General features: G+C 63.1%; 22 protein-coding genes. 10 read left to right on the plus strand and 12 right to left on the minus strand.

The genetic code is table 11. The features are described 5' to 3' along the window. Positions 1 to 92 precede the first annotated feature (92 nt). From ACU5AY_RS02775 to ACU5AY_RS02820, 10 genes are all read left to right on the plus strand, one after another. Positions 93 to 854, plus strand: coding sequence for an SDR family NAD(P)-dependent oxidoreductase (locus tag ACU5AY_RS02775; RefSeq protein ID WP_446827912.1), 762 nt, complete (start codon positions 93 to 95; stop codon positions 852 to 854). Between the two features lie 10 nt (positions 855 to 864). Then, a complete protein-coding gene (locus ACU5AY_RS02780; protein ID WP_446827913.1) occupies positions 865 to 1,659 on the plus strand; it encodes a crotonase/enoyl-CoA hydratase family protein in 795 nt (264 codons plus the stop codon). 46 nt (positions 1,660 to 1,705) lie between these two features. Continuing rightward, the gene (locus ACU5AY_RS02785; RefSeq protein ID WP_446827914.1) at positions 1,706 to 2,746 is read left to right on the plus strand and encodes a TRAP transporter substrate-binding protein; all 1,041 of its coding nucleotides are present in this window, start codon (positions 1,706 to 1,708) and stop codon (positions 2,744 to 2,746) included. Positions 2,747 to 2,748: 2 nt separating this feature from the next. Continuing rightward, a complete protein-coding gene (locus ACU5AY_RS02790) occupies positions 2,749 to 3,291 on the plus strand; it encodes a TRAP transporter small permease (RefSeq protein ID WP_446827915.1) in 543 nt (180 codons plus the stop codon). Beyond that, complete coding sequence (locus ACU5AY_RS02795) at positions 3,288 to 4,610, plus strand: TRAP transporter large permease (protein ID WP_446827916.1); 1,323 nt, start codon at positions 3,288 to 3,290, stop codon at positions 4,608 to 4,610. The genes ACU5AY_RS02790 and ACU5AY_RS02795 overlap by 4 nt, the downstream gene beginning before the upstream one ends. A 13-nt stretch (positions 4,611 to 4,623) precedes the next feature. Next, positions 4,624 to 5,124 (plus strand): MarR family winged helix-turn-helix transcriptional regulator, encoded by a 501-nt coding sequence (locus tag ACU5AY_RS02800; RefSeq protein ID WP_446827917.1) that lies wholly within the window; start codon positions 4,624 to 4,626, stop codon positions 5,122 to 5,124. Beyond that, a complete protein-coding gene (locus ACU5AY_RS02805; RefSeq protein WP_446827918.1) occupies positions 5,117 to 6,931 on the plus strand; it encodes a feruloyl-CoA synthase in 1,815 nt (604 codons plus the stop codon). Before ACU5AY_RS02800 ends, ACU5AY_RS02805 begins: the two co-directional genes overlap by 8 nt. 12 nt (positions 6,932 to 6,943) lie before the next feature. Next, positions 6,944 to 7,819, plus strand: coding sequence for an amidohydrolase family protein (locus ACU5AY_RS02810; RefSeq protein WP_446827919.1), 876 nt, complete (start codon positions 6,944 to 6,946; stop codon positions 7,817 to 7,819). Beyond that, complete coding sequence (locus ACU5AY_RS02815) at positions 7,816 to 9,378, plus strand: acyl-CoA dehydrogenase family protein (RefSeq protein ID WP_446827920.1); 1,563 nt, start codon at positions 7,816 to 7,818, stop codon at positions 9,376 to 9,378. Before ACU5AY_RS02810 ends, ACU5AY_RS02815 begins: the two co-directional genes overlap by 4 nt. A 141-nt stretch (positions 9,379 to 9,519) precedes the next feature. Further along, on the plus strand, positions 9,520 to 10,236 hold the full coding sequence (locus ACU5AY_RS02820) for an AAA family ATPase (RefSeq protein WP_446827921.1): 717 nt from the start codon (positions 9,520 to 9,522) through the stop codon (positions 10,234 to 10,236). Between the two features lie 6 nt (positions 10,237 to 10,242). Here the strand turns inward: ACU5AY_RS02820 and ACU5AY_RS02825 are convergent, their stop codons facing one another. From ACU5AY_RS02825 to ACU5AY_RS02880, 12 genes are all read right to left on the minus strand, one after another. Next, entirely contained in the window at positions 10,243 to 11,991 is a 1,749-nt protein-coding gene (locus tag ACU5AY_RS02825; RefSeq protein WP_446827922.1) for a hypothetical protein, read from the minus strand. 112 nt (positions 11,992 to 12,103) lie between these two features. Then, positions 12,104 to 13,198, minus strand: a complete 1,095-nt coding sequence (locus tag ACU5AY_RS02830; protein ID WP_446823277.1) for a protein-glutamate methylesterase/protein-glutamine glutaminase — start codon at positions 13,196 to 13,198, stop codon at positions 12,104 to 12,106. Between the two features lie 3 nt (positions 13,199 to 13,201). Beyond that, complete coding sequence (locus ACU5AY_RS02835) at positions 13,202 to 13,996, minus strand: CheR family methyltransferase (protein ID WP_446828927.1); 795 nt, start codon at positions 13,994 to 13,996, stop codon at positions 13,202 to 13,204. A gap of 86 nt (positions 13,997 to 14,082) precedes the next feature. Further along, positions 14,083 to 14,580, minus strand: coding sequence for a chemotaxis protein CheW (locus tag ACU5AY_RS02840; RefSeq protein ID WP_446826022.1), 498 nt, complete (start codon positions 14,578 to 14,580; stop codon positions 14,083 to 14,085). Then, complete coding sequence (locus ACU5AY_RS02845) at positions 14,580 to 16,499, minus strand: methyl-accepting chemotaxis protein (RefSeq protein WP_446827923.1); 1,920 nt, start codon at positions 16,497 to 16,499, stop codon at positions 14,580 to 14,582. Before ACU5AY_RS02845 ends, ACU5AY_RS02840 begins: the two co-directional genes overlap by 1 nt. 204 nt (positions 16,500 to 16,703) lie before the next feature. Continuing rightward, positions 16,704 to 18,530, minus strand: a complete 1,827-nt coding sequence (locus ACU5AY_RS02850) for a methyl-accepting chemotaxis protein (protein ID WP_446827924.1) — start codon at positions 18,528 to 18,530, stop codon at positions 16,704 to 16,706. 175 nt (positions 18,531 to 18,705) lie between these two features. After that, positions 18,706 to 20,394 carry a methyl-accepting chemotaxis protein gene (locus ACU5AY_RS02855; protein WP_446827925.1) on the minus strand — a complete coding sequence of 563 codons (1,689 nt, stop codon included), beginning with the start codon at positions 20,392 to 20,394 and terminating at the stop codon, positions 18,706 to 18,708. Positions 20,395 to 20,417: 23 nt separating this feature from the next. Further along, a complete protein-coding gene (locus ACU5AY_RS02860; protein ID WP_446827926.1) occupies positions 20,418 to 20,930 on the minus strand; it encodes a chemotaxis protein CheW in 513 nt (170 codons plus the stop codon). Next, positions 20,927 to 22,972, minus strand: a complete 2,046-nt coding sequence (locus tag ACU5AY_RS02865; RefSeq protein WP_446827927.1) for a chemotaxis protein CheA — start codon at positions 22,970 to 22,972, stop codon at positions 20,927 to 20,929. Before ACU5AY_RS02865 ends, ACU5AY_RS02860 begins: the two co-directional genes overlap by 4 nt. Beyond that, entirely contained in the window at positions 22,969 to 23,337 is a 369-nt protein-coding gene (locus ACU5AY_RS02870; protein WP_446823282.1) for a response regulator, read from the minus strand. Before ACU5AY_RS02870 ends, ACU5AY_RS02865 begins: the two co-directional genes overlap by 4 nt. Next, a complete protein-coding gene (locus tag ACU5AY_RS02875; protein ID WP_446823283.1) occupies positions 23,334 to 23,660 on the minus strand; it encodes an STAS domain-containing protein in 327 nt (108 codons plus the stop codon). Before ACU5AY_RS02875 ends, ACU5AY_RS02870 begins: the two co-directional genes overlap by 4 nt. Beyond that, the gene (locus tag ACU5AY_RS02880) at positions 23,657 to 24,754 is read right to left on the minus strand and encodes an HD domain-containing phosphohydrolase (protein WP_446827928.1); all 1,098 of its coding nucleotides are present in this window, start codon (positions 24,752 to 24,754) and stop codon (positions 23,657 to 23,659) included. Before ACU5AY_RS02880 ends, ACU5AY_RS02875 begins: the two co-directional genes overlap by 4 nt. Between the last annotated feature and the right edge of the window lie 2 nt (positions 24,755 to 24,756).

Below are 24,756 nucleotides of genomic sequence, written 5' to 3' on the forward strand. Positions count from 1 at the left end.
GGCGAGCAATTCCCGATTTTGTTATGATTGCATATTGTTCATTGACAGAACAATATTTTTGAATAACAAATATCAACAGGGAGGAATTGTCGATGATCAAGGGACACGTTGCCGTGGTGACGGGAGCGGGTAGCGGCTTGGGTGCCGCGACCGCGCGCCACTTGGCCGGGCTTGGCGCCCGGGTCGCTTGTATTGACCTGTCCGAAAGTGCCGCTGCCACAGTCGCCGTCGAGATCGGCGGGCTGGCGATTGGCGCTGATGTTTCCAGCGAAGCCGAGGTCGGCGCCGCTTTTGCCCGGATCGTCGATGAACTCGGAACCCCGCGAATTGCTGTCTCCTGCGCCGGCATCGGAACGGCCGCCCGTATCCTGCCGCGCGACGGAAGTCTTTCCATCGGCGCTTTCGAGCGCACCCTCCATGTCAACCTGCTTGGGACCTATACGGTGATGAGCTTCGCCGCTCGGGCGATGGCTGCGGCCGAGCCTCTGGACGCTGACGGCGCACGCGGGGTCATCATCAATACGGCCTCCGTCGCCTTCGAGGACGGACAGATCGGCCAGTCCGCCTATTCTGCCTCCAAGGGCGGAGTGGTGTCGATGACGCTGCCGGCCGCGCGCGAGCTCGCGCGCTTTGGCATCCGGGTGATGGCGATCGCGCCGGGGCTGTTCGAGACATCGATGAGCGAAGGCCTGCCGGATGACGTTCGGGCGGAAATCCTGAAATCCGTGCCTTTCCCGTCCAGGATGGGCGAGCCGAAGGAGTACGCCCGTCTCGTCGAGGCGATCATCGAAAATCCGATGCTGAACGGCTCGGTCATCCGCCTCGATGCCAGCGCGCGCATGCCAATCAAGTAGGAGACGTTTCTTGTCACAGGCACATGTCAAACCCGGGGATGCGAACCAGATGCTGACCGTCGAAATCGATGGACCGCTGGCAATCCTCCGGATGAACCGACCGGAAAAGCGCAATGCCATGTGCGACGCGTTGCTCGATCAGATCGATGCCTTTTTCAGCCGGCCGCCAAAGGGTGTGCGCGTCGTCATCCTGACCGGAACGGCCGGCCATTTCTGTTCAGGTCTGGACCTTAGCGAGCATGTCGCTCGCGATGCAGAAGACACGATGCGCCACTCGCGCAACTGGCACCGGGTCATGGAGCTCGTGCAGTTTTCCGGCCTTCCCGTCGTCTCCGCGCTGTTCGGCGCGGTCATCGGCGGCGGGCTGGAGCTTGCGGCATCGACGCATGTGCGTATCGCCGAGCCTTCGACCATTTTCCAGCTGCCGGAGGGGCGGCGCGGGATCTTCGTCGGTGGCGGTGCCAGCGTCAAGATTGGCCGTATCATCGGCTCGGACCGAATGTGCGAGATGATGCTGACGGGCCGCAAATACGGTGCCGAGGAGGGGCTGGCGCTCGGACTCGCGCATTATGCGGTGGGTGAAGGCGAGGCGATGGCGATGGCGCGCGAACTGGCGCTGAAGATCGCCGACAACGCCCAGCTTTCCAATTTCATGATGATCCAGGCGATCAGCCGGATATCCGACATGTCGCGCGCCGACGGTCTCTTCACCGAGAGCCTCGCCGCCGCCGTGTCGCAGACAAGCGCAGATGCCGTGGAGGGCCTTAAAGCCTTCCTGGAGAAGCGAAAGCCGGATTTCCGGTAGACGCGACAAGCGTGAATTGAAGGTCGAGATAGTGGGAGGAACTTCGATGACCAGCTTCACAAGACGTACAGTATTGGCTTCCATCGGCGCGGCATTGGCCACGCCGGCAATCCTGACGCGGGCGCATGCGGCCGAGGTGACGCTTCGGCTGCATCACTTCCTGCCGGGAGTTGCCCCGATGCAAAAGCAGTTTTTCGAGCCCTGGGCCGCCGAGATCGCGAAGGCCTCCAACGGGGCGATCGAGATCCAGATGTTCCCGGCCATGCAGCTCGGCGGAAAGCCGCCGCAGCTTGTCGACCAGACACGCCAGGGCATTTGCGACATCGCCTGGACGCTGCCGGTCTACACGCCGGACCGCTTCCCGGTGGCCGAAACCATGTCCAACCCGTTCATGGTGACAACGGCGGAGAAGTCATCGGTCGCCATGCACAAGCTTATGGACGAGTTCGGCCCGAACGAATATCGCGGCATGAAGGTTCTCGCCTATCACACCCATGCCGGCGGCAAGCTGCACACCCGCAACGCGCCGGTGCTCAGCAAGGCCGACCTGAAGGGCCTGAAGCTGCGCGCGCCGAACCAGGCGACGGGCGACATGCTGACCTCGCTCGGCGCGGAAGTCGTCTTCTTCCCCGTCACGGAAATGGTGGTCGGGCTGTCGAGCGGCGTGATCGACGGCTGCTGCCTGCCGTTCGAAGTGGTACCCGCCTTCAAGCTGCAGGAGCTGACGTCGTTCAGTGCCGAGCCGGCGCCTGCGGCGCGTGGCCTTTACGCCAACACCTTCGCCTTCGTCATGAACCAGGCGAAATACGAAAGCCTTTCGGACGACCTTCGCGGCGTCATCGATGCCGCATCCGGCATGGAACTGTCGCACCGGATCGGCAAGCAGTTCGATGCCTTCGAGGCCTTTGGCCGATCGGTTGTCGAAAAGCAGGGCAACAAGATCGTCGAAATCCCGGCCGAAGAAATCGCCACCTGGCAAGAGGCAGCCGTGCCAATCCATGCGGCATGGACCGAAAAGCTCAACAAGGCCGGCCTTGACGGTGCTGCCATCATGGCGCGCGCAAACGCACTGCTTGACGAGAGCTGATCATGTCTGAACGCCTTCCAGTAGAGGCTGGACAGGAGGGGGATACCCTCCTGTCCAGGACGCTCCGCGTCCTGTGCACGGCGCTCGCCGGCCTCGGCGGGCTGGTGGTGCTCGGTGCATCGATTACGGTCACCCTGTCCGTGCTCGGCGCGACCTTCGGCTTCGGCGCGGTGCGCGGCGAGTTCGAACTGGTGGAAATTTCCTGCGCCGCCTGTGCATCGCTCTTCCTGCCGCTCTGCCAGCTTTCCAGGGGACACGTCATGGTCGACGTGTTCACCAACTGGCTGCCGGGACCAGCCAATCGCTCCATCGATGCTCTCTGGACGCTGATCTTCGCGCTCGCCTGGGCGTTCCTTTGCTGGGAACTGGTGCAGGGCATGATCGACATGCGCGGCTACGGCGACCAGACGATGCTGCTGCGCGCGCCGATCTGGTGGGTCTACTGGCCGGCCATCCTCGGCACCGGCATGTCCGCTCTGGTGGCGGCCATCCAGGTCCTCGAAGCCGCCTTTCCCCGCAGTTTCCGCACCGGGATTGAAACATGACGCCCTTCGCCATCGCGATCGTCCTGATCGTTGCCCTCTTCATCCTGATCTTTATCCGCATGCCGATCGCGCTCGCCATGGGTCTCGTCGGCGCCGCCGGCTATATCCAGCTGAGCTCGCTTGCCGGCCTGACCGCCTATCTAAAGTCGGCCTGGGTCGACAAGTTCATGTCCTACGACTTTGCCGTGGTGCCGCTCTTCATCCTGATGGGGCACCTGGCGACAAATTCGGGCATCTCGGCGTCCATCTTCGCAGCCGCGCGCTCCTGGATCGGCCACCGACGTGGCGGTCTGGCGATGGCGGCAGTGGCGGGCTGCGCGCTGTTCGGCTCGATCTCCGGCTCGTCGCTGGCGACCGCCTCGACAATGACCCGCGTGGCGATGCCGGAAATGCGCAAGCACGGCTTTTCCGGTGCGCTTTCCTCCGGTGCGCTTGCCGCCGGCGGTACGCTCGGCATCCTCATCCCGCCATCGGTGGTGCTTATTATCTATGCGCTCCTGACGGAGCAGAACATCGTCAAGCTGTTCCTGGCCGCGACGGTTCCGGGCATCATGGCGGTCATCGGCTTCATGATCGCCATCTCGGTCTATGTCCGGCTGCATCCGTCGGAAGGGCCGACCAGTGAGCGCGAGAATTTTCGCCAGAGGCTGCGCACCCTGCGCGACATCTGGCACGTGGCGCTGATCTTCGTCATCGTTCTCGGCGGCATCTATGGCGGCTTCTTCACGCCGGCGCAGGGTGCTGCGATCGGTGTCGTGCTCACCCTGGTCCTGGGCATCCTCAAGGGTGGTCTCAGCCTGCGGTCGATCCTCGACAGCCTGGTGGACACCGCCGGTTCGACGGCGATGATCTTCGCCATCGTCTTCGGCGCCGATCTCTTCAACGTCGCGCTGGCGCTGAGCCGCATGCCGGTGGAAGTGGCCGAGTTATTCGCCGGTTCGGGAATCCCGCCGATGCTGATCCTGCTGGCGATGGTCGTCTTCTACCTCGTCATGGGCTGCCTGATGGACAGCCTGTCGATGATCCTGCTGACGGTGCCGGTGTTCTTTCCGACGGTCATGGCGCTCGATTTCGGGCTGACGCCGGAGCACATGGCGATGTGGTTCGGCATCATTTCGCTGATCGTCGTCGAAATGGGTCTGATCACGCCGCCGGTCGGGATGAACCTGTTCGTCATCTCGGCGCTCGCCAAGGATATCCCGATGACGCAGATCTTCCGCGGCACGCTGCCCTTCATCATGGCGGAGTTCACCCGCATCGCCATCATCATCACATTCCCGGCCTTGAGTTACTGGCTGGTCGATCTTGTCGCGAACTGAGGAGGGCCTGCCAGTGTCCACCAATGCCGTTGCCAACCAGAATCTCGACGTCAAGGCGCCGGACGACCGGCTGCTGCGCCAGTTCGTCGGCTACAACATGAAACGGGCGTTCATCCCGGTCCAGGAGGACATCAGCGAGACGCTGGCGCCGCTCGGCCTGCGGGTCGGCACCTTTTCTGCACTGGCGGTGATTGCCGCCAGTCCCGGCATCTCGCAGACGCGGCTGTCGCAGGTGCTCAACATCAAGCGCTCCGGGGTCGTCGTCGTCGTCGACGAGCTGGAAGAGCTGAACGCCGTGGGGCGCATGCCGGTAGAGACGGACAGGCGCGCCTATGCCCTGCAGATCACGCCGGAGGGGGCTGATCTCTGGCGCCGGGCGGAAGCAGCCGTTCAGAACCATGAGGTCGCAATGTTTGCCGATCTCTCGGTCGAGGAACTCGATGTCTTGCGGACCCTGTTGAGCCGGGCGGCGCGCAGCGGTGCAAAGCGCCGGCGGGAGCAGTCGGATGACTGAGACGATGACAGCGCTGCGCACCGTGCGCCATTCCGTGACCATGCAGAGGCGGGACGGGCATCTCCTGCTGACGTCCAATCTTCCGCTCGATCCGGTCGTCGGTCGCACGGCTGACTGGCTGCATCATTGGGCGCGGACCGCGCCCGATCGCGTTTTCCTGTCGGAGCGGGCTGGCGATGGCTTCCGTGATGTCACCTACGCCCAGGCGCTCGGGCATGTCCGCGCCATCGCCTCGGCGCTCGTTGCCCGTGGACTGGGGCCGGAAACCCCGATCGTCATCCTCTCCGGCAATTCGGTCGACCATGCCTTGCTGTCCTACGGCGCCCAGTTCGCCGGCGTGCCGACCGTGCCGCTTGCCGAACAGTATTCGTTGATCCCGGAGGCCCATGCCCGGCTGCTCTACATCGTCGAGAAGGTCAGGCCGATGCTCGCCTTCGTCGAGGACGCGAGCGTCTATGCCGCCGCTCTTGGCTTGCCTGCACTTGCCGGCGTGGAAATCGTCGCCAGCCGGACGAACGGCGCCCCACGGCCGGTGACGCCGTTCGCCGATCTTCTGGCGGGAGACCCGGCGGTCGATGTCGACGAACGCCTGGCCTCCGTCGGGCCGGACACCGTCGCCAAAATCCTCTTCACCTCCGGTTCCTCCTCCGATCCGAAGGGTGTCCTGACGACACAGAGGATGATGTGCGCGAACCAGTCGCAGATGGCTTCGGTGCTGCCTTTCCTCAAGGATCGCCCACCGAGCATCTGCGACTGGCTGCCCTGGAACCATGTGTTCGGCGGGTCGCACAATCTCAACATGATGCTGGCGCATGGCGGCACGCTGACGATCGACAACGGCAAGCCGACCAAGGCGCTGTTTGCCGAAACCGTCCGCAACACCATCGAGCGGCCGGGAACGCTTTCTTTCAACGTGCCGGTGGGATTTTCCATGCTGGTGCGGGAGATGGAGACGAATGCCGTCCTGCGCGAGGCCTATTTCCGCGATCTGGACATGATCTTCTATGCCGGCGCCTCGCTGCCGCAGGATGTCTGGACCAGCCTGGAAACGATGGCGATGAAACTGCGGGGCCGTATCCCGCTGATGATCTCGAGCTGGGGCATGACAGAGACCGCGCCGGCGACCGTCATGGTGCACGAGCCGATCGGCCGCTCGGGCGTCATCGGCGTGCCGCTGCCCGGCACCGAGATCAAGCTGATCCCGGACGAGGAGATGCGGTGCGAATTGCGGGTCAAGGGCCAAAACATCATGCCGGGTTACTACGCCGATCCGGACAAGACGGCCGAGGCCTTCGATGAGGACGGGTTCCTGAAGACCGGCGACGCGGTCCGCTTCGTCGACCCCGGCGATCCCGACCGTGGCCTGACCTTCGACGGAAGGGTGTCGGAAGATTTCAAGCTGCAGACGGGCACCTGGGTCCAGGCCGGCAAGCTGCGGCTCGACGCGCTGGAGGGGTTGCGGGGGCTGGTTCAGGACGTCGTCGTCTGCGGCCATGACCGGGACGCGATCGGTCTCTTCATATTTCCGCGCCCCGACCAGGTGCACGGCGACAACTGCTCGGATGGCGCCGTGATCGACAGTATCCTGCAGGCGATGATCGAGGAACGGCTGAGGGCCATGGCGAAAGCCGCGACCGGGTCCGGCCGACGCATCAGTCGGGCAATGATCCTTGCCGAACCGCCGTCGCTCAAGGATGGCGAGCTCACCGACAAGGGCTCGCTCAACGTGCGCAAGATCATCACGCGCCGGGCCCGTCTGCTCGAGCGCCTTTACGACAACGAAGACCCGGCGCTGATACGCGTCTGACGGAGGTATCAAATGGTGGATTTTGCCAAGGTCCGCGCGATCGACATCCACACCCATGCCGAGGAGCCCTGCGGTTGCCATGCCGACGACGGCTATGACGAACTGCAATGCACCATGGCCGGCTACTTCGGCGCGCCATGGACGCATCCGCCGACCATTCCGGAAACGGCGGCGCATTACCGCGAGAAGAACATCGCCGCGGTGATCTTCCCTGTCGATGCCGAGCGGGAGACCGGCTATCGCCGCTATTCCAACGACGAGGTGCTGGAACTCGTCAGGCAGAACGACGATATCCTCATTCCGTTTGCCTCGATCGACCCATGGAAGGGCAAGATGGCGGTGCGCGAGGCGCGGCGGCTGGTCGAGGAGCATGGGATCAAGGGCTTCAAGTTCCATCCGACCATGCAGGGATTCTATCCAAACGACCGCATGGCCTATCCGTTTTACGAGGTTCTGGCCGAACACCGCTGCGTGGCTTTGTTCCACACCGGCCAGACGGGGGTGGGGTCGGGCATGCGCGGCGGCAACGGTATGCGGCTCAAATACTCCAATCCGATGTATCTCGATGATGTCGCCGTCGATTTCCCCGACATGAACATCATCGCCGCCCATCCGAGCTTTCCCTGGCAGGAGGAGGCGCTGGCCGTCGCCCAGCACAAGCCGAACGTCTATATCGACCTTTCCGGCTGGTCGCCGAAATATTTCCCGCCTATCCTGGTGCGCTACGCCAACAGCATTCTGAAGAAGAAGATGCTGTTCGGTTCCGACTGGCCGATGATCTCGCCGGAAAAGTGGCTCGACGCCTTCGACAAGGCTGACTTCAAGGACGAGGTGAGGCCGCTGATCCTGAAGGAAAACGCCATGCGCCTCTTGGGCGTTGCCCCATGATCCCCTTTGCCGCTCCCGTCGATGACATCCTCTTCTCGCTGACGCGGGTGGCGGACGCGGCTTCGCTGCCTGAATGGGATCAGGAGCTTGCCGAGGGTATTCTCCGTCATTTCTCCGACTTCGCCGAGGGCGTGATCGCTCCCCTGGACGAGACCGGTGATCGGCAGGGGGGCCGGCTTGAAAACGGCCGGGTGCAGATGCCGGACGGCTTTGCCTCAGCTTTCCGCCAGCTCTCCGAGATGGGCTGGCAAGGGCTGACGGTGCCGGAGCATTTCGGCGGTATGGGGCAGGGCGGGCTCGTCGCGGCCGGTGTCTCGGAAATCTTTTCCGGCGCGTGCCATTCGCTGCAGATGGTCTGCAATCTCGTTCCGGGTGCCGTCTCCACATTGCTGGCCTTCGGCAGTCAAGCGCAGCAGGCCGAATGGATCCCGCGTCTGGCGGCGGGCGAGGTGCTGTCGACCATGTGCCTCACGGAGGCCGGCGCCGGTTCCGATCTGTCGCGCATCCGCACCCGCGCGCTGCGCGACGGGGATGGCTGGCGCCTCGATGGCGAAAAGGTCTTTATCTCCGGCGGCGACCAGGACATGTCGGATGACATTCTGCATCTGGTTCTCGCCCGGACCGGTGCGCCGGAGGATGGCGTCAAAGGCCTGTCGCTCTTTCTCACCAGCCGTTCCCGGGCCGGGGCGACGGTCAGCATCGCGCGGATCGAGGAGAAACTTGGTCTTCACGCGTCGCCTACCTGCCAGATGGCGTTCTCCGGCACCCCGGCAGAACTCGTCGGCAAGGAGGGCGAGGGGTTGAAGGCGATGTTCACGGTGATGAACCATGCCCGGCTCGATGTCGCGCTGCAGGGCGTGGCCCATGCCGCCCGCGCGTCCGCCATCGCCGCCGCCTATGCCGGCGAGCGCGTGCAGGGCCGCCGGGACGACGGCGCTTCGGCGGTATTGTCGGACCATGCCGACGTGCGCCGGATGCTTGACGAGCAGCGGACGCTCGCGCTTGGCAGCCGCGCCATGGTGCATGTGACACTGGTCGAACAGGCCCGCGGCGATGCCGGGCCACTCGTCGATTTCCTCACGCCGGTCTGCAAGGTGTTCTGCACGGAGGCGGGCATCCGGTCGGCCGATCTCGGCATCCAGATCCTTGGCGGATACGGCTACCTCAACGAGTACCGGGTGGCCCAGACATGGCGTGACGCGCGGATCACGTCGATCTACGAGGGCGCGAATGGCATTCATTCGCTGGCGACGGTAACGCGCGGGCTTCGGGCGAACGGCGGTGCTGGCGCCGAGGCTTTCGACGCGTTGATCGCCCGGCTCACGGACCATCCCGACGTGATGGGGCTGCGTGATCGCTGGCGGGCGATGCGCGCCGCTCTGCTGGCAGACGCCGATCCGGCCTCGCATGCCCATGAATTCATGACGCTGACGGGCAAGCTGTTTTTCCAGGCGGCGTGGGCGCGGATCGCCGCCGTCAGCGACGACAGGGAAACGTCACGACTGTTCGAGTTTGTCCTGTCCCGCCGTCAAACGGTCGGCATCATGAGTGCCGCATAGCGGCATTGCAATGTTGCGCTGTGAGGAGAGGAAAGGGCGACCGAAGCTTGTCGAGGTGCTTCGACGTTAGTAGTCGGTTAACCATGAAACTGTATGATTTTCTTCGGAAATGTCTGCTTGCCATCAGCTTCGGAGCACATCATGACGGTCATCACTTTCGCGAATACCAAGGGCGGGGCCGGCAAGACCACGGCGGTGCTGATCATCGCGTGCGAGCTTGAGCGCATGGGCTATTCCGTCGCCGTCCTCGACTGCGATCCGCAGAACTGGATCTCGAAGTGGTATGAGCAGCTCGGCACCAATGTTCCGTCCAGGCTTTCCGTCGTGTCCTATGTCTCGGCTGCCAATCTCGATCGCAATATCCGGGGCGCGAAGGCCAAGAACGACTTCGTCCTCATAGACCTGCCCGGCTCACGCAGCCCGCTTCTGGCGCAGGCGCTCGGGCATTCACAATATGTGATCATTCCGGTCCAGGGCTCGGCCATGGACGCGCAGGGTGCTGCAAACGTGATCGAGATCCTGCAATATCTGAAGGTCCGGGCCGGCATTCACATCCCGCACTCGGTCGTGCTGACGCGCATCAATCCGATGGTCACGACGCGGGCGTTGCAGGCCGTCAAGACGCTTCTCGAGGAAAAGCGGGTGCATCTCCTCGACACGCCGATCATCGAACGCTCGGCCTTCCGCGATGTGTTCGGGGCGGGCGAGACGCTCTACACGATGGATGCCCAGCGCGTCAGCAACCTCGACAAGGCGCAGCACAATGCGCATATGCTCGGCATGGAAGTCTTCCGCCGCATCCTGCCCTATACGGTCGGCAAGCAGACGGAAGAGAATGCCATCCTCAACGTCGCCTGACGGCGATCAGAAGAGGGCGTCCTCGAAGAGATCGTCGTCGTCCTGCTGTTGCTGGACGGGAGCCGCAGCCGCCGAAGCGGTTTCCGGCAACCCAAGCACGTGGGCGTGGACATCCCGCTCCGATTTCATCGTATAGGTCTTGAAAACCTGCGCGGATATGGCGGAGACAATCTCCTCCAGTCCCGACAGGTCGGTCACGGCGTTGCGGGCCGAAGCGGTTCGCTCGGCGCAGGCCGCGATGATGTCCTGAATGCCATGGTGGAAGTTGAGGCCCGTGGTCGCGGCGGCGAGCTGGGCCGAAACATTGTTGCCGCAATCGCGCAGCTCGCCCATTTGCAGGTCGACGGTGTCGGCGGCCGTAGTCACGTGGGCAAGAGCGATGTCGATGTGGACCGACAGGTCCTTACCGGTTTCATCGTTCCGGTTGCGCTGCAGGTCGGCGGCCAGCTGCTCCAGCCGGCGCAGGTTGATCAGCGCGCGTTCCGCCGCTTCGTCCAGCTTGCCCGAGAATGCCCGCAGCTCGCTGGTGACCACGTTGATCGCACGGCCTTCCTCGCCGAGCCTGCCGCAGCGCAGATTGGTGTTCAGCGCCATGTACTGGATGTCGGTGCGCACAAGCTGAATGGTTTCGACGCTGCGGACCAACTCTTCCACCACGCCGTTCGCCGAGGTGCTGAGGCGCATGGCCTCGGCGGCCGAGCCTTCGATGGCGCCGACCGTGCCGCGGGCGGATTCGAGACCCGCCTTGACCGCGGTCAAGGGTGTCGTTTCGGTACCGCCATGTCGCGGCAGCAGCGTTTCATAGAGGGACATCAGCGATGCCGCGTCGTTGAAAAAGGCGCGGATATTGGTGACGATCGTGCTGCATTCGCGTGAGAAATCGCTGCTGAGCGCGTTGATCTGTTCATGAACCAGCTTCGTGACGGCCTGCAGAAGCCTCTCCCTGCCGTCGTCGCCAAGGGTTGCCGCGTTGGCCGCGATCTGGGCCTCGGCAATGGAATAGGCGGCCTGGCAATGTTCGATGCGCTGGCGGGTGACGTCGCCGATCTGCAGTGCTGACAGGCTGCTCGCCAGCCGGCCCTGCACCTTGTGCGCCATGTCGGTGATCTTGGTGGCAACCTTGCCCAACGCTTCGCGTTGCGCCTTGATGGCCTTGGCGTTGTTTTCGAGGTCGGCAACGATCCGGGGGATGTCATCGTCGTGCCGGCTCATCTTCGAACCGCTGGCCAGCGACGCCTGCCGGATCATGCCGTGCAGGGTGGCGATTCGGTCTGACAGGCTCTTGACTTCCTTGGTGGCAAACTGGATGCGCTCGATGATCTCCACGGCGAAGCCGGCAAAGTCGGGGATATGCGCGCCGGTTATCTTGGCTGTGGTCGCAAACGTTCTCAGATAGCGAAGCGTTTCCTCCATGGCCTGGATTTCCCGGCCGAGGGCCTGACCCTCGACGCCGATTTCCCCGAGCCTGGTGTCGCGGAACGTCTGTGCCTCGGGCAGCTTGGCGATCAGGCTGGCCGTCAGGGCCAGTTCCTGCGATGCTTCCGCGGCCTCTTCTTCCTTGAGCGAGCCACTGACCTTTTCCAACACCTGGGTCAGTTGCGTGAAGACCTCAAGCACGGAGACCAGCAGCGTGCCGCCCTCCAGAAAACGCTGTTCGATCTGCGCACGGGCCTCTTCCAGCCTGTTCGCGATCCCATCGGTTTCCGCCGTTTCCGTCCCGTAGGCGGCTGGTGTCAATCTCGCCAAAGCATTCATGGTCGCTGTCGTGTCCCCGTTGTCTGCTCCATAAGAGACAACAATCTGAAATGTCTGGTAAATTCCGCAGGCTACCTGTGATCGTGATTAACGCTCGGTAACAGCGGAAACTTTAGCCCAGATGCCGGCGGTCGGCCGCCAGCAGTTCCCGGGCAATCTGCTCGAGCGGCACGACGCGGTCGACGCCGCCGCGGGCGATCGCTTCCTTCGGCATGCCGAAGACCACGGAGGTCGCCTCGTCCTGTGCCACGGTGAATGCGCCGCCATTGTGCATCTCCTCCATGCCGCGGGCGCCGTCGTCGCCCATGCCGGTCATGATGATGCCCATGGCATTGCTACCCGCCGCTCTTGCCGCCGAGCGGAAGAGGACGTCCACCGAGGGGCGGTGACGGGAGACGAGCGGACCGTCCTTGACGGCGACGCAATAGCGGGCGCCTTGGCGTTCCAGGAGCATGTGCCGGCCGCCGGGCGCGATCAGGACATGGCCGCGCAGCACCGGGTCGCCGTTTTCCGCTTCCTTGACCTCGACCTCGCACAATCCGTTCAGGCGGTTGGCGAAGGCGGCGGTGAATTTTTCCGGCATGTGCTGGACGATGACGATGCCCGGCGTATTGGCCGGCAGGGCGACGAGGAATTCGCGCAACGCCTCGGTGCCACCCGTGGACGCGCCGACGCAGACGACCATTTCCGTCGTCTTGGCCATGGCCTTGCCTGTCGGGGGAGGGAGCACGGCGTCGGCCGTCAGCTTGCCCTGCACCTTGCTCGACGCCGGCACGAGGCGGCGTCGCGCACCCAGCCGGGCAGCGGCGGCGCCCTTGACCGTTTCGCGGATCATGGCGCCGCTTTCTTCCAGATGATCGGCAGCCGCAATCTTCGGCTTCAGGATGACGTCGACGGCACCGGCTTCCAGCGCCTGCATCAGCGTTTCCGAACCCGCCTCGGTCAGCGACGAGCACATCACCACGGGAATGGGATGTTGCGACATCAGCTTGCGGAGAAAGGTGATGCCGTCCATGCGTGGCATTTCCACGTCCAGCGTGATGACGTCGGGAACGACCTCCTGGATCTTCTTCGCGGCCATGAAGGGATCGGACGCGACGCCGATGATCTCGATCTCGTTGTCTGCCTCCAGAACTCTGGTCAGCGCCTGGCGGACGCTGGCACTGTCGTCGACAATCAGAACACGGATTTTCCTGCCGAGATGCATGGCCTAGACCTTCCTGAACACCGTATTGGCCACCTGTTTGACAGGCAGCTTGAAGCCGGTGATGGTTTCCGAGTGGCCGACATAGAGGTAGCCGCCATCGATGAGGTTGTCGCACAGCCTGGTCAGCACCTTTTGCTGCGTCGGCTTGTCGAAATAGATCAGCACATTGCGGCAGAAGACGATGTGCATGGGATCGCCCACCTTGTAACTGTCGTCCATCAGGTTGAGCCGGGCGAAGCCGACGTGGGAGCGCAGCTGCGGATGGATGCGGACCTCGTTGCGCGCCTGCTCGCGCGATTCCATGACGTAGCGGGCGCGCTGCGCCTTCGAGACCGGCTGGATCATGCCGGTGGGGTAGATGCCGCGCTGGGCGATCTTCAGCACGTCCGTCGACAGGTCGGTCGCGAGGATCGTGTAATCCAGCTTCAGCTTGGCGTCGGACTTGAAGTCCTCCATGACCATGGCGAGCGTGTAGGGCTCGGCGCCGATGGAGCAGGCCGCGCTCCACAGCCGCAGACGCTTGTGGCCGGCGGCGACGAGATCGGGCAGGCCGGCCTGCATCATATGCTCGAAATGTTTGGGCTCGCGGAAGAAGTCAGTCTTGTTGGTCGTGACCGCGTCGATCAGGTGCACGGCCTCGCTTTCAAGGCCTCCCTGCTTGAAGAGGTAGTTGCAGTAGTCGTTCGGGTCCTGCATGCCCGTCGGCCGCAGTCGCCGCCTGATGCGCCCTTCCAGCATGGTGCGCTTGGACGGGGGCATCTTGATGCCGCTGTAATCGTAGATGTAACGCGCCAGCATCTCGAAATTGCGATGGCTGAGGCCGGAGACGTCGCTTGGCGACGCCTCCGTCTCTGCCTGCCGGTGCGCTCTTGCCGCACTTCCAATCATGCCATTTCCACCTGTTTTTGACCGAAGCCGGTCAGGGATTTCGCGTCGCTGTCGGTAAACAGCCGCGCGAGGTTGACGATGACGACGAAATCCGTCTCGCGCCGCACGACGCCGGCGATGTAGTCGGAGGGCCAGCGCACACCGATATCCGGCGCACCCTCGATCGCGGCCCCCTGGAAGGAGGCGACTTCGTGCACCCGGTCGGCAACGAGGCCGAGCGTCAGCATGCGGCCGGCAAGCGGTACGTCGATCACCAGAACGCGCGTGTGCAGGGTCTTCTCCGTCCTGGACATGCCAAGACGCAGACGCAGGTCGATGATCGGCACACCCTGGCCGCGCACGTCGCGCAGCCCCAGCAGGTAGTCCGGACCATGCGGGATGCGGAACACATCCTCATGGTCCAGGATTTCCCGAACCACCTCGACCGGAACGGCAAAGCATTCGTCGTCGAGGCTGAATGTTACGTATTGTCCTTCGGAAGCCTTGTCAGCCATCATGCGCTCTCCTTGAAATCTGCATCGTCACCATCGGGGCCACCCATCGACATATCGAGCGCGAAACCCTTGGCGCGGGCCTGCTGGCCGGCGACGGTGTATTCGCGCTTCGGCGCGGCCTTTGGCGCAGCCGCGCGGACTGCCGGCTTTGCCGGGCTTGCGGCGCGATAGGGCGCCGAAGCCTTGCCGACCATGCTGTTGTCGACCTTGAAGAATGCGATCGAGGCCTGCAGTTCCTCGGCCTGGGCGGCGAGCTCTTCCGAGGTCGCGGACATTTCTTCGGAAGCGCCGGCGTTCTGCTGGGTGACCTTGTCGAGCTGCTGGATCGCTTCATTGATCTGCGAGGCGCCGATGTCCTGCTCGCGGCAGGCGGCGGAGATTTCCGAGATCAGTTCGGCCGTCTTGCGAATGTCGGGAACAAGGCGGTGCAGCATTTCGCCGGCTTCGGTTGCGACGGAGACCGTTTCGCCGGAAAGACCGGAGATTTCGGCGGCTGCGGCCTGGCTGCGCTCGGCAAGCTTGCGCACTTCGGAGGCGACCACCGCGAAGCCCTTGCCGTGTTCACCGGCGCGGGCCGCTTCGACTGCAGCGTTCAGGGCCAAGAGGTCGGTCTGGCGGGCGATTTCCTGGACGATGGAGATCTTCTGGGCGATCGTCCGCATGGCGCCGACGGCCTTTTCAACCGCCTGGCCGGAGACTTCCGCATCCTTGGCAGACTGCCGGGCGATCTTTTCCGTCTGGGCGGCGTTGTCGGCATTCTGCTTGATGTTGGCGGCCATCTCTTCCATGGAGGCGGAAGCTTCTTCGGCGGAGGAGGCCTGCTCGGTCGCGCCCTGCGAGAGCTGCTCCGAACCGGAGGAAACCTGCTGGCTGCCGGACGAGACGTTCTCCGATGCGGAGAGTGCGTTGGCGACGACGCCGCGCAGGCGCTCGACCATCGACTGAAGGGCGATGCCGAGGGTGTCCTTGTCGGAGAGAGGCTTCGGGCTGACCATCAGGTCGCCATTGGCGATCTGATCGGCAATCGTCGCGGTGCCGCGCAGATTGGTGATCATGTCGGTGAGGTTGCCGGCCACTTCGCTGCTGAGAGCGCCGTAGTCACGCTCAAGCTGGCGGGAGAGGTCGCCGACCGAAACAGCCTGCAGGACCGAGGAGATGTCCCGGAATGCGGCTTCCACCGCCTGCGAGGCACCCTGCATCTGGCCAACTTCGTCGTGACGGCCGGTTTCCAGCGGCTTTGCCAGCTTGGCCAGTGCTTCGTTGACGTTGCCGATCGGCTTGGCGATCGTCCTGGTCATCACGATGCCGGTGACGACGGAGATCAGCACGCTGATGATCATGCCGGCGATGATGACTTGCGTCATCAGGCTCAGGGCATCCTGCTGGGCAGCCTGGCGGGTTGCAAGCAGACCGGATTCGGTCTCGATGACCTCGGCCACCTTCTTGCGCAGGCCGTCCATGGATTCCTTGCCGGCGCCGGAGATTTCGACGTGGCGGGCCTGGTCCATGGTGGCCGGATTGGCCATCAGCGTGATCGCGCGCTCGGCGACCGAGTTGTGCCAGGTTTCGGCCATCTGCTTGATTTCATCAAGCCGCTGCTGCTGGGCCGGATTGTCCGACGTCAGCGTCTTGGCTTCGTTCCAGGACTTGTTGAAGGTTTCCCAGCCCGACTTGTAGGGCTCAAGGAACTTGTCCTGGCCGGAAAGGAGATAGCCACGGAAGCCGGTCTCCTGGTTGACCATGCCGGAAACGATTTCGTTGGCGGCGCTGATGACCTTCATCGTGTGGTCGTTCCAGAAGGTCGTCTGCTTGACCTCGTTGGACTTGAGCAGCACAACGGCGTTGATGGAGAGCGACGCGAGAATGATGAAGCCGAGGAAGAGCATCAGTTTCTTGGGAATGGAAAGATTATTGAGCATGGCGCGATCCTATGTCGAATGAATGAATTGATTGCAGGGCAGTTTTATTCTTGGGTCTTTCAGTCTTCGCGCCACGCAACACTTTTGCGTCGAAGAAGAGTTTGAAAGTCGATCGGCCTGTGGATGCGTCATGCATTTGCGTGCCTTTCGGTCTTGTTGGGATGCAGCCGCTTGCGGCTGCATCCTGTCTTGCTGGGCCGACCGTCAGGCGGTCTGCCGGAAATCGGCGTCGTCGGCGTCCGGTCCACCCATCGACATGTCGAGGGCGAAGCCTTTGACGCGTGCCTGCTGGGCGGCGACGTCGTGCTGCTGCTTCGGCGCCGTCTTTGCTGTCGCCTTCGCGGCTGACGGGCGCACGGCAGGCTTGGCCGCGGGCGCCTGACGGTGCAGGGCGGAGGGCTTCGCCGTGCCCGCAGTGTCGACCTTGAAGAATGCGATCGAGGCCTGCAGCTCCTCGGCCTGGGCGGCGAGCTCTTCCGAGGTCGCCGACATTTCTTCCGAGGCGCCGGCGTTCTGCTGGGTGACCTTGTCGAGCTGCTGGATCGCTTCGTTGATCTGCGAGGCACCGATGTCCTGCTCGCGGCAGGCGGCGGAGATTTCCGAGACGAGTTCGGCTGTCTTGCGGATATCCGGGACGAGGCGTGCCAGCATCTCGCCGGCTTCCGTAGCGACGGAAACCGTTTCGCCGGAAAGACCGGAAATTTCCGCGGCTGCCGCCTGGCTGCGCTCGGCAAGCTTGCGCACTTCGGAGGCCACGACCGCGAAGCCCTTGCCGTGTTCACCGGCGCGGGCCGCCTCGACTGCGGCGTTCAGGGCCAGCAGGTCGGTCTGGCGGGCGATTTCCTGGACGATGGAGATCTTCTGGGCGATCGTCCGCATGGCGTTTACGGCCTTGTTGACGGCTTCGCCTGAGCTTTCCGCGTCCCTGGCGGACTGACGGGCGATCTTTTCCGTCTGGGCGGCGTTGTCGGCGTTCTGCTTGATGTTGGCGGCCATCTCTTCCATGGAGGCGGAGGCTTCTTCGGCGGAGGAGGCCTGCTCGGTCGCACCCTGCGAGAGCTGCTCCGAACCGGAGGAGAGTTGCTGGCTGCCGGACGAGACGTTGTCGGAGGCCGACAGCGCGTCGGCGACGACGCCGCGCAGACGTTCGACCATGGACTGAAGCGCGATGCCGAGGGTGTCCTTGTCGGACAGCGGCTTGGGCTCGATCGTCAGGTTGCCGTTGGCGATCTGGTCGGCGATATCCGCGGTGTTGCGCAGGTTGCCGGTCATGACGTTGATCGTGTTGACCAGGTCCTTGATTTCGTCATTGGTCTTGATCTCGATGTTCTGGTCCAGATCCCCGATGGCGACCGCCTCGGCAACGGCCTGGATCTTCTTCAGGCCGTTATTGATGCCGAGTGCAATCCAGAAGGCGACGGCGACGGAGAGGACGAACATGACGCCCAGCGCGCCGAGCAGAAGGTTGCGCGAGAAGGCATACTGCTGATTGGTCGAATTGTCCGTGGCGGCAAGGTCAGCGGCAATCGAGTCATTGAGTTCACTGAGCGATTTCAACAGCTCGGCAGCAGCGGCGCGACCCCCGTTCATGGAGAGTTCTCCGGCCATCCGGTTGCTTTCATCGGTGTTTTCGATGGCCAGCTTGATGACCTTTTCCTGCACCTGCCGCCAGGCGGGCAGATTGGTCAGGAACTGGCTGATCTTCGACTGTATGTCCGGATTCTTGTCGAGCTGGATCTTGTCTGCCAGCGTTTCGATCTTCTGCTGGTTGGCACGCACTTCGGTGACGAAAGTGTCAACGAGCCTCGGATCGGTGTTCAGGATCGCGTTCTTCTCGTTGCGGATCGCATTGAGAACGGCGTCGGACAGGTCACTGGAATTGCGCAGATTGGCGGCGGGCCCCTGAATGATGTCAGTGATCGCCGAGTTGAGAGATGACAGGTTCATGATTGCCATGACCGACATGCCGGTCGACAGCAAGATGAGAAGTGTGAAGGCAAGTGCGAGTTTCAGCTTGATCGTAAAGCGCATGGAGGCGGTCCCCGAAGGATAAGGGTGAATGTTGACTTTTTCAGTCGGTTGTCTGGCGGGTGGGTTCACATGTCTTTGAGAGAAGTTCGGGAGGGGCCTCTCTCTGACCGGCGATCATTCACCGGCTTTGGTACGGCGCCTGTTGGCGCCGTACGTTATCGGGAAAAGGCGGAGCTCAAGCGCTCTGCCGGAAATCGGCGTCGTCTTCGTCCGGTCCACCCATCGACATGTCGAGGGCGAAGCCCTTGACGCGTGCCTGCTGGGCAGCAACGCTGTTCTGCGGCTTCGGTGCAGCCTTCGCCGCGGCCGGGCGGGCAGGACGCTTTGCCGGGTTTGCAGCAGGATGCACGGTCGCGGACTTGGTCATGGCAGAGCTGTCGACCTTGAAGAAGGCGATCGAGGCCTGCAGTTCCTCGGCCTGGGCGGCGAGTTCTTCCGAGGTCGCCGACATTTCTTCCGAGGCGCCTGCGTTCTGCTGGGTGACCTTGTCGAGCTGCTGGATCGCTTCGTTGATCTGCGAGGCACCGATGTCCTGCTCGCGGCAGGCGGCGGAGATTTCCGAGACCAGCTCGGCCGTCTTGCGGATGTCCGGAACCAGACGAACCAGCATTTCTCCGGCCTCCGTGGCAACCGTCACCGTTTCGCCGGAAAGGCCGGAGATTTCGGCGGCTGCCGCCTGGCTGCGTTCTGCAAGCTTGCGGACTTCGGAGGCCACGACCGCGAAGCCGCGGCCATGCTCGCCGGCGCGGGCTGCTTCCACGGCGGCGTTCAGTGCCAGAAGGTCGGTCTGACGGGCGATTTCCTGGACGATGGAGATCTTCTCCGCAATCGTCCGCATGGCGTTGACGGCCTTGGAGACGGCTTCGCCGGAGACTTCCGCATCCTTGGCGGACTGGCGGGCGATCTTTTCCGTCTGGGCGGCGTTGTCGGCGTTCTGCTTGATGTTGGCGGCCATCTCTTCCATGGAGGCGGAAGCTTCCTCGGCCGAAGATGCCTGTTCGGTCGCGCCCTGGGAGAGCTGCTCGGAGCCGGCGGACAGCTGCTGGCTGCCGGACGAGACGTTGTCGGAGGCAGACAGGGCGTCGGCAACGACGCCGCGCAGGCGCTCGATCATCGAGTTGACGTGACCGATCAGATCGCCGATCTCGTCGCGGGTCTTGACCTCGGCGAGTTCGGTAAGGTCGCCGTCGGCAACCGTCTGCACCGTGCGGACGGCCATTGCGATGCCCTTGTTGATCGACATGATGATCCACAATGCGGCAATCAGAGCGACGACGGATGCAACGGCGGCAACGGAGATGACGATCGTGCGGATTTCGGCGTACTGTTCGGCGGCGTTGTTGTCTGCCGCGATCAGACGTTCGCGTTCCAGATCAAAGACTTCGGCGAGAAGATCGTCGATCTTCGATGCTGCTTCGCGCGCCGTGGTCGACGAAACGCGCATGGCGCCGGTCGTGTCTCCTGCGAGAAGCATGCGGCGCATCTCGTCGTCGTCCTGACGGAAGTCTGCGGTCAGACCCTTCAGTTTCGTCCAGTAGACCATTCCCTGTTCGGTTGCCTTGGCAAGAAGCGCATCGAAATCCTTGTCGAAGGCAGCGCGCTGTTCGTCGCTCTTGACGATGTAGCCTTTCAGTTCCGAGATCGAGGTTGCGTTCAGCATGTTCTTCTGCTGACGGATCTGCTGCAGCTGCGCGATGTTGAGGTCCTGAGCGTAGCTGAGGCGCTGGGCGGGACCATGGACGGCCTCGGACCAGTGATCATTGACGGCGGCCAGGCTGATCACGTTGTAGACGGCGGTGCCAACGAGCATGGAGATGATGAAGCCGAAGGCCAGTAAGAGCTTGAGTTTGATGGTAAAACGCATTTTAGTATCCTCTGGTTCAGTGGTCACGCCGTGGCTTTGATCGGTTGCCCGCTCTGCGACGAGAAGATTGCTTGAAGATTGGGGACGATGATGAATTCACCCTCGCGCTTGACGAGCGCGTGAATGTAGTCGGGGCGCCAACGCATCCCGACGATGGGAGGCGGTTCGCTGGCGCCGGCGGAAAGACGGGTAACTTCGTAGACCTTGTCCGTCCGAATGCCGATCAGGGCGAGTTCGCCGTCGAGTTCGAGTTCCGTGACGACGATCCGGCTGTCGATCGTGACCTCCGCGGCTTCCATGCCGAAAGCGACGCGAATGTCGGCGAGCGGGATGACCTTGCCGCGGAAGTTGATGACGCTGCCGACGAATGGCAGGCTGCCCGGTACGCTCGTTTCCGGTAGCAGATCCAGGATTTCCTGGACGATAATCGCTTCGATCGCGAAGATTTCGCCGTTGAGGCTGAAGGTGAGGACGGAGAGTTCCTCTTCGTCCTTCCACAGAGCGCTGTGGTCCGCTTTGCTGGCTGTGTTTGTCATCCTGCTGCCCTCACTTGTGCTTCCTGGTGCTGGCCCGCGGCGACCAGATGCGTGACGTCGAGAATGAGCGCCACGTTGCCGTCGCCTAGGATCGTCGCCCCCGAGAAGGACGAGACGTTGTTGTGGAGTTTCGACATGGACTTGATCACCGTCTGGTGGTCACCGATGATCTGGTCGACGACCAGCCCGACGCGTTCGCTGCCGGTCGATATGACGACGACCTTCTGGAATTTTTCCGGTTCGGTGCCCGTGCGGAAGAGTTCCCGCAGCCGGATGAAGGGCACGAGATGATCGCGCAGCGAGATGAAGCTGCGTCCGCGCGAACGAAGGTCCTCTTCCACCGACAGTTCGAGGCATTCCTCGACCGCCGAGAGCGGGATGACGTAATTGCCGTTTCCGACCCGCACCAGAAGACCGTCGATGATGGCGAGCGTCAGCGGAATTCTGAGGGCGATTTCCGACCCCGTGCCGAACTCCGACTTGACGTCGATTGCGCCGCGAAGCGTCTCGATCGTCTTCTTGACCACATCCATGCCGACGCCGCGGCCGGAGAGGTTCGTGACCTTCTCGGCGGTGGAGAAGCCCGGCTGGAAGATCAGCTGAAGCAGTTCCTGGTCCGTCAGCTGCTGGCCGGGCTGGATGAGTCCGTTGGCTTCTGCCTTGGCGCGGACCCGTTCCCGATCGATGCCGCGGCCATCGTCCTTGATGGTGATGACCACTTCGCTGCCCGTCTGGTGGGCGGTCAGCTGAACGCGTCCGGTCGGAGACTTGCCGGCGGCGATGCGGTCCTGCGGGTTTTCCAGGCCATGGTCGATGGAGTTGCGGACAAGGTGGATCAGCGGATCGGCGAGCCGGTCGATGACCGTCTTGTCGACTTCCGTGGTCTCGCCTTCGGTGACCAGCTCGATGTCCTTGCCGGTTTCCCGGGCGAGGTCGTGCACGAGACGGCGGAAGCGGCTGAAGAGGCTCGCCACCGGCATCATCCGCAGTACCATCATCGTGTCGCGCAATTCGCCGGACAGCCGCTCGATTTCCTCGGAGACCGACCGCAGGCCGAGATCGGGGAGCGAACTGGTCATCTGGCTCAAGCGCGACTGGGCGATCACGAGTTCGCCGACGCGATCCATCATTTCGTCGAGGCGGAGAGCCGGAACACGGACATTGTCGGCCTGTTTCTGCGCCTTCGCGTCCTGCGGCTGGGCCTTTGCGTTGTCGCCGGAAGCGGCAGCTTCGCGGACGGCCGGCGTCGGTACGGACCCGGTCTTTTCGGCCGTCACTGCCTCGGAGCCGGCTTCGACCGCGACGTCTGTCGCCGCCGGGGTGACATCCTTCAGGTCCATGGTCATGTCATCCATGACAAAGATGAAGACGTCCTCGATTTCGCTCTGCGGCTTGTCGGTCACCAGCGAGACGGTCCAGGAGAGGTGGATCTCACGCGGATCAAGATCGTCGAGCAGCGGGATCTTGTCCGTTTCCGCGACGATTTCGCATTCACCGAGGTCCCTCAGCTCATCCAGAAGTCCGAGCGGATTGGTGCCGTTGATCATGGCATTCGCCGGCAGACTGAACTTCAGCAGCCACGAGCGCTTTCCGGATGCGACGGTGCTCACAGCCGCAACAGCAGCGGCGGGTGCGCCGGTTGTGGCACTGCGAACCGGTGCGCCGCCGGCGCCGTCGACGGCGCGCTGCAGGTTTTCCAGAAGCCTGCGGCTCATCTCTTCGTGATCGCCGTTCGGTGTTTCAAGCAGCGCCTGCATGTGGCCCTGGGCATCGAGAACGGCGCCGACCAGCTCTTCCGTGGCCGGTGCCTCGCCCTTGCGGACTCGATCGAAGGCCGTTTCGCAGTGATGCGTGAAGGCGGCGAGCTGATCGAAACCGAACATCGAGCCCGAGCCCTTCAGGGTGTGCAGGCCACGGAAGACGGCATCGATCTGGGCACGATCGTTGAGATCGCGCGTCAAATCGAGAAGACCGGCCTCGATCAGCTCAAGCTGTTCGGCGGCCTCGGTCATAAAAACTGCGATCGGATCCAGATTGTTCATCGACCGAGAACCTTACGTACGATCTTGACGAGAGTGTCGGGCTCGAACGGCTTGGTCAGCCAGCCTGTCGCGCCGGCGGATTTGGCTTGCTGCTTGAGCTCTCCATCGGATTCGGTCGTCAGGAAGACGACCGGCGTGCCCATATAGGCCGGCAACTGCCGCAAGCTGCGGATCATGGTCAGGCCGTCCATGTTGGGCATGTTGAGGTCGGTGACGATCAGGTCGAAGCTGCCGGCCTTCATCTTGTTGAGGCCGTCAGCGCCGTCGACCGCTTCCGTCACCGTGTAGCCGGCTCCGGTGAGGGCAATGCGCGTCGTCAGCCGAATGCTCGCGGAATCGTCGACGGTCAGAATGTTTGCGCTCATTGTTGAAATCCTTTTGTCCAGTATTCTTTCGATTCAGCGCCGTCGGCCAGAAAGCCGCCGCGCTGCAAAGTGGTGGGAAACGAGCCCTCGGCGGGGGCGTTCAAGACCAGGTCGATGCCCTTGCTCTCCGCCGTCTTGAAGGCAGACAGCAGCAGCTGCGGCGTCGTCAGGTCGCATTCGGCGTCTTCGTCGATGTCGATGCGCAAAGGCACGCCGCGGGCAGAGGCGGCTTCCATTGAGGCGGAGATCCGCTCCTTGACATCGGCCGCAGTCTTGATCGTCAGCGCGCCGTCGAGGCGCAGAATTTCGTCATGTTCCGTCATGCGACTTTCCCGGTCTTTGAGAGTGGGTGGGGGTGAGCGGAGGACCGTGCGTCGTCCGCCGAAGACTGGTCCGGCTCCTTGTAGAGCTGGCTGATTTTCTGCCATTGCCGGCAGAAGGCCGCCACGCAGGCGGGATCGAAGTGGCTGCCGCTGCTGCGGACGATCTCCTGGAATGCCTTGTCGACTGGCCAGGGCTTCTTGTAGGGGCGTTCACTGCAGAGGGCGTCGAAGACGTCGGCTACGGCGACCACACGACCCTCGATCGGAATCTCGTCCTGCCGGAGACCCTTCGGATAGCCACTGCCGTCCCATTTCTCATGATGGCTGTCGGCTATCCGGGCGGCCATCTGCACGACCGGCGACGAACTCTCGCTGAGGATTTCGGCGCCGAGGGCGGAATGCTGGCGCATCTTGTCGAACTCTTCGGCGCTCAGGCTGCCTGGCTTGAGCAGAATGGCGTCGGGAATGCCGATCTTGCCGACATCGTGAAGCGGGCAGGCGAGATAGATCGTGCGCACCAGCTTGGCGTCGAGACCGAGTTCCTCGCCGATCAGGCTGGCGACCGCGGCGACTCGAGCCACATGTTCGGCCGTCTCTCCATCGCGGCAGGCCATGGCTTTCGACAGCCGCCAGATGAGTTCTTCTTCCTGCCGGGCGATCTGTTGGCGGGCGGCAGCGATATCGCGTTCGAGCTGCGTTGCCCGTTCCCCCAGGCTGCGCTGCGCGCACCAGAGGTTCATCAGGTTGCGGACCCGGATCGTCAGTTCCGCCGTATCGATAGGCTTGTTGACGAATTCCGTCGCGCCGGCCTCCATCGCGGCCAGCTTTATGCCGGCGTCGGTTTCGGAGGTAAGCATGATGATGGGGATGTCCGGGGTCATCGCGTGACGCCTGACCTTCCGGATCAATTCGACACCGTTCATCCGTGGCATCGTATAGTCGACGAGCAGGAGGTCGGCTTCATTCTGTCTCAGTTCGTTCAGCGCATCGAGCGGCTTGGTGAACGTGCTGATTGTCGTGCCTTCGATTTTGGCGATGGCGTTCTGCAGGAAGGAGACGACAGATGCACTGTCATCGACAATTACTACACGCATGA

It is taken from the genome of Rhizobium sp. PAMB 3174 (genome assembly GCF_052908375.1).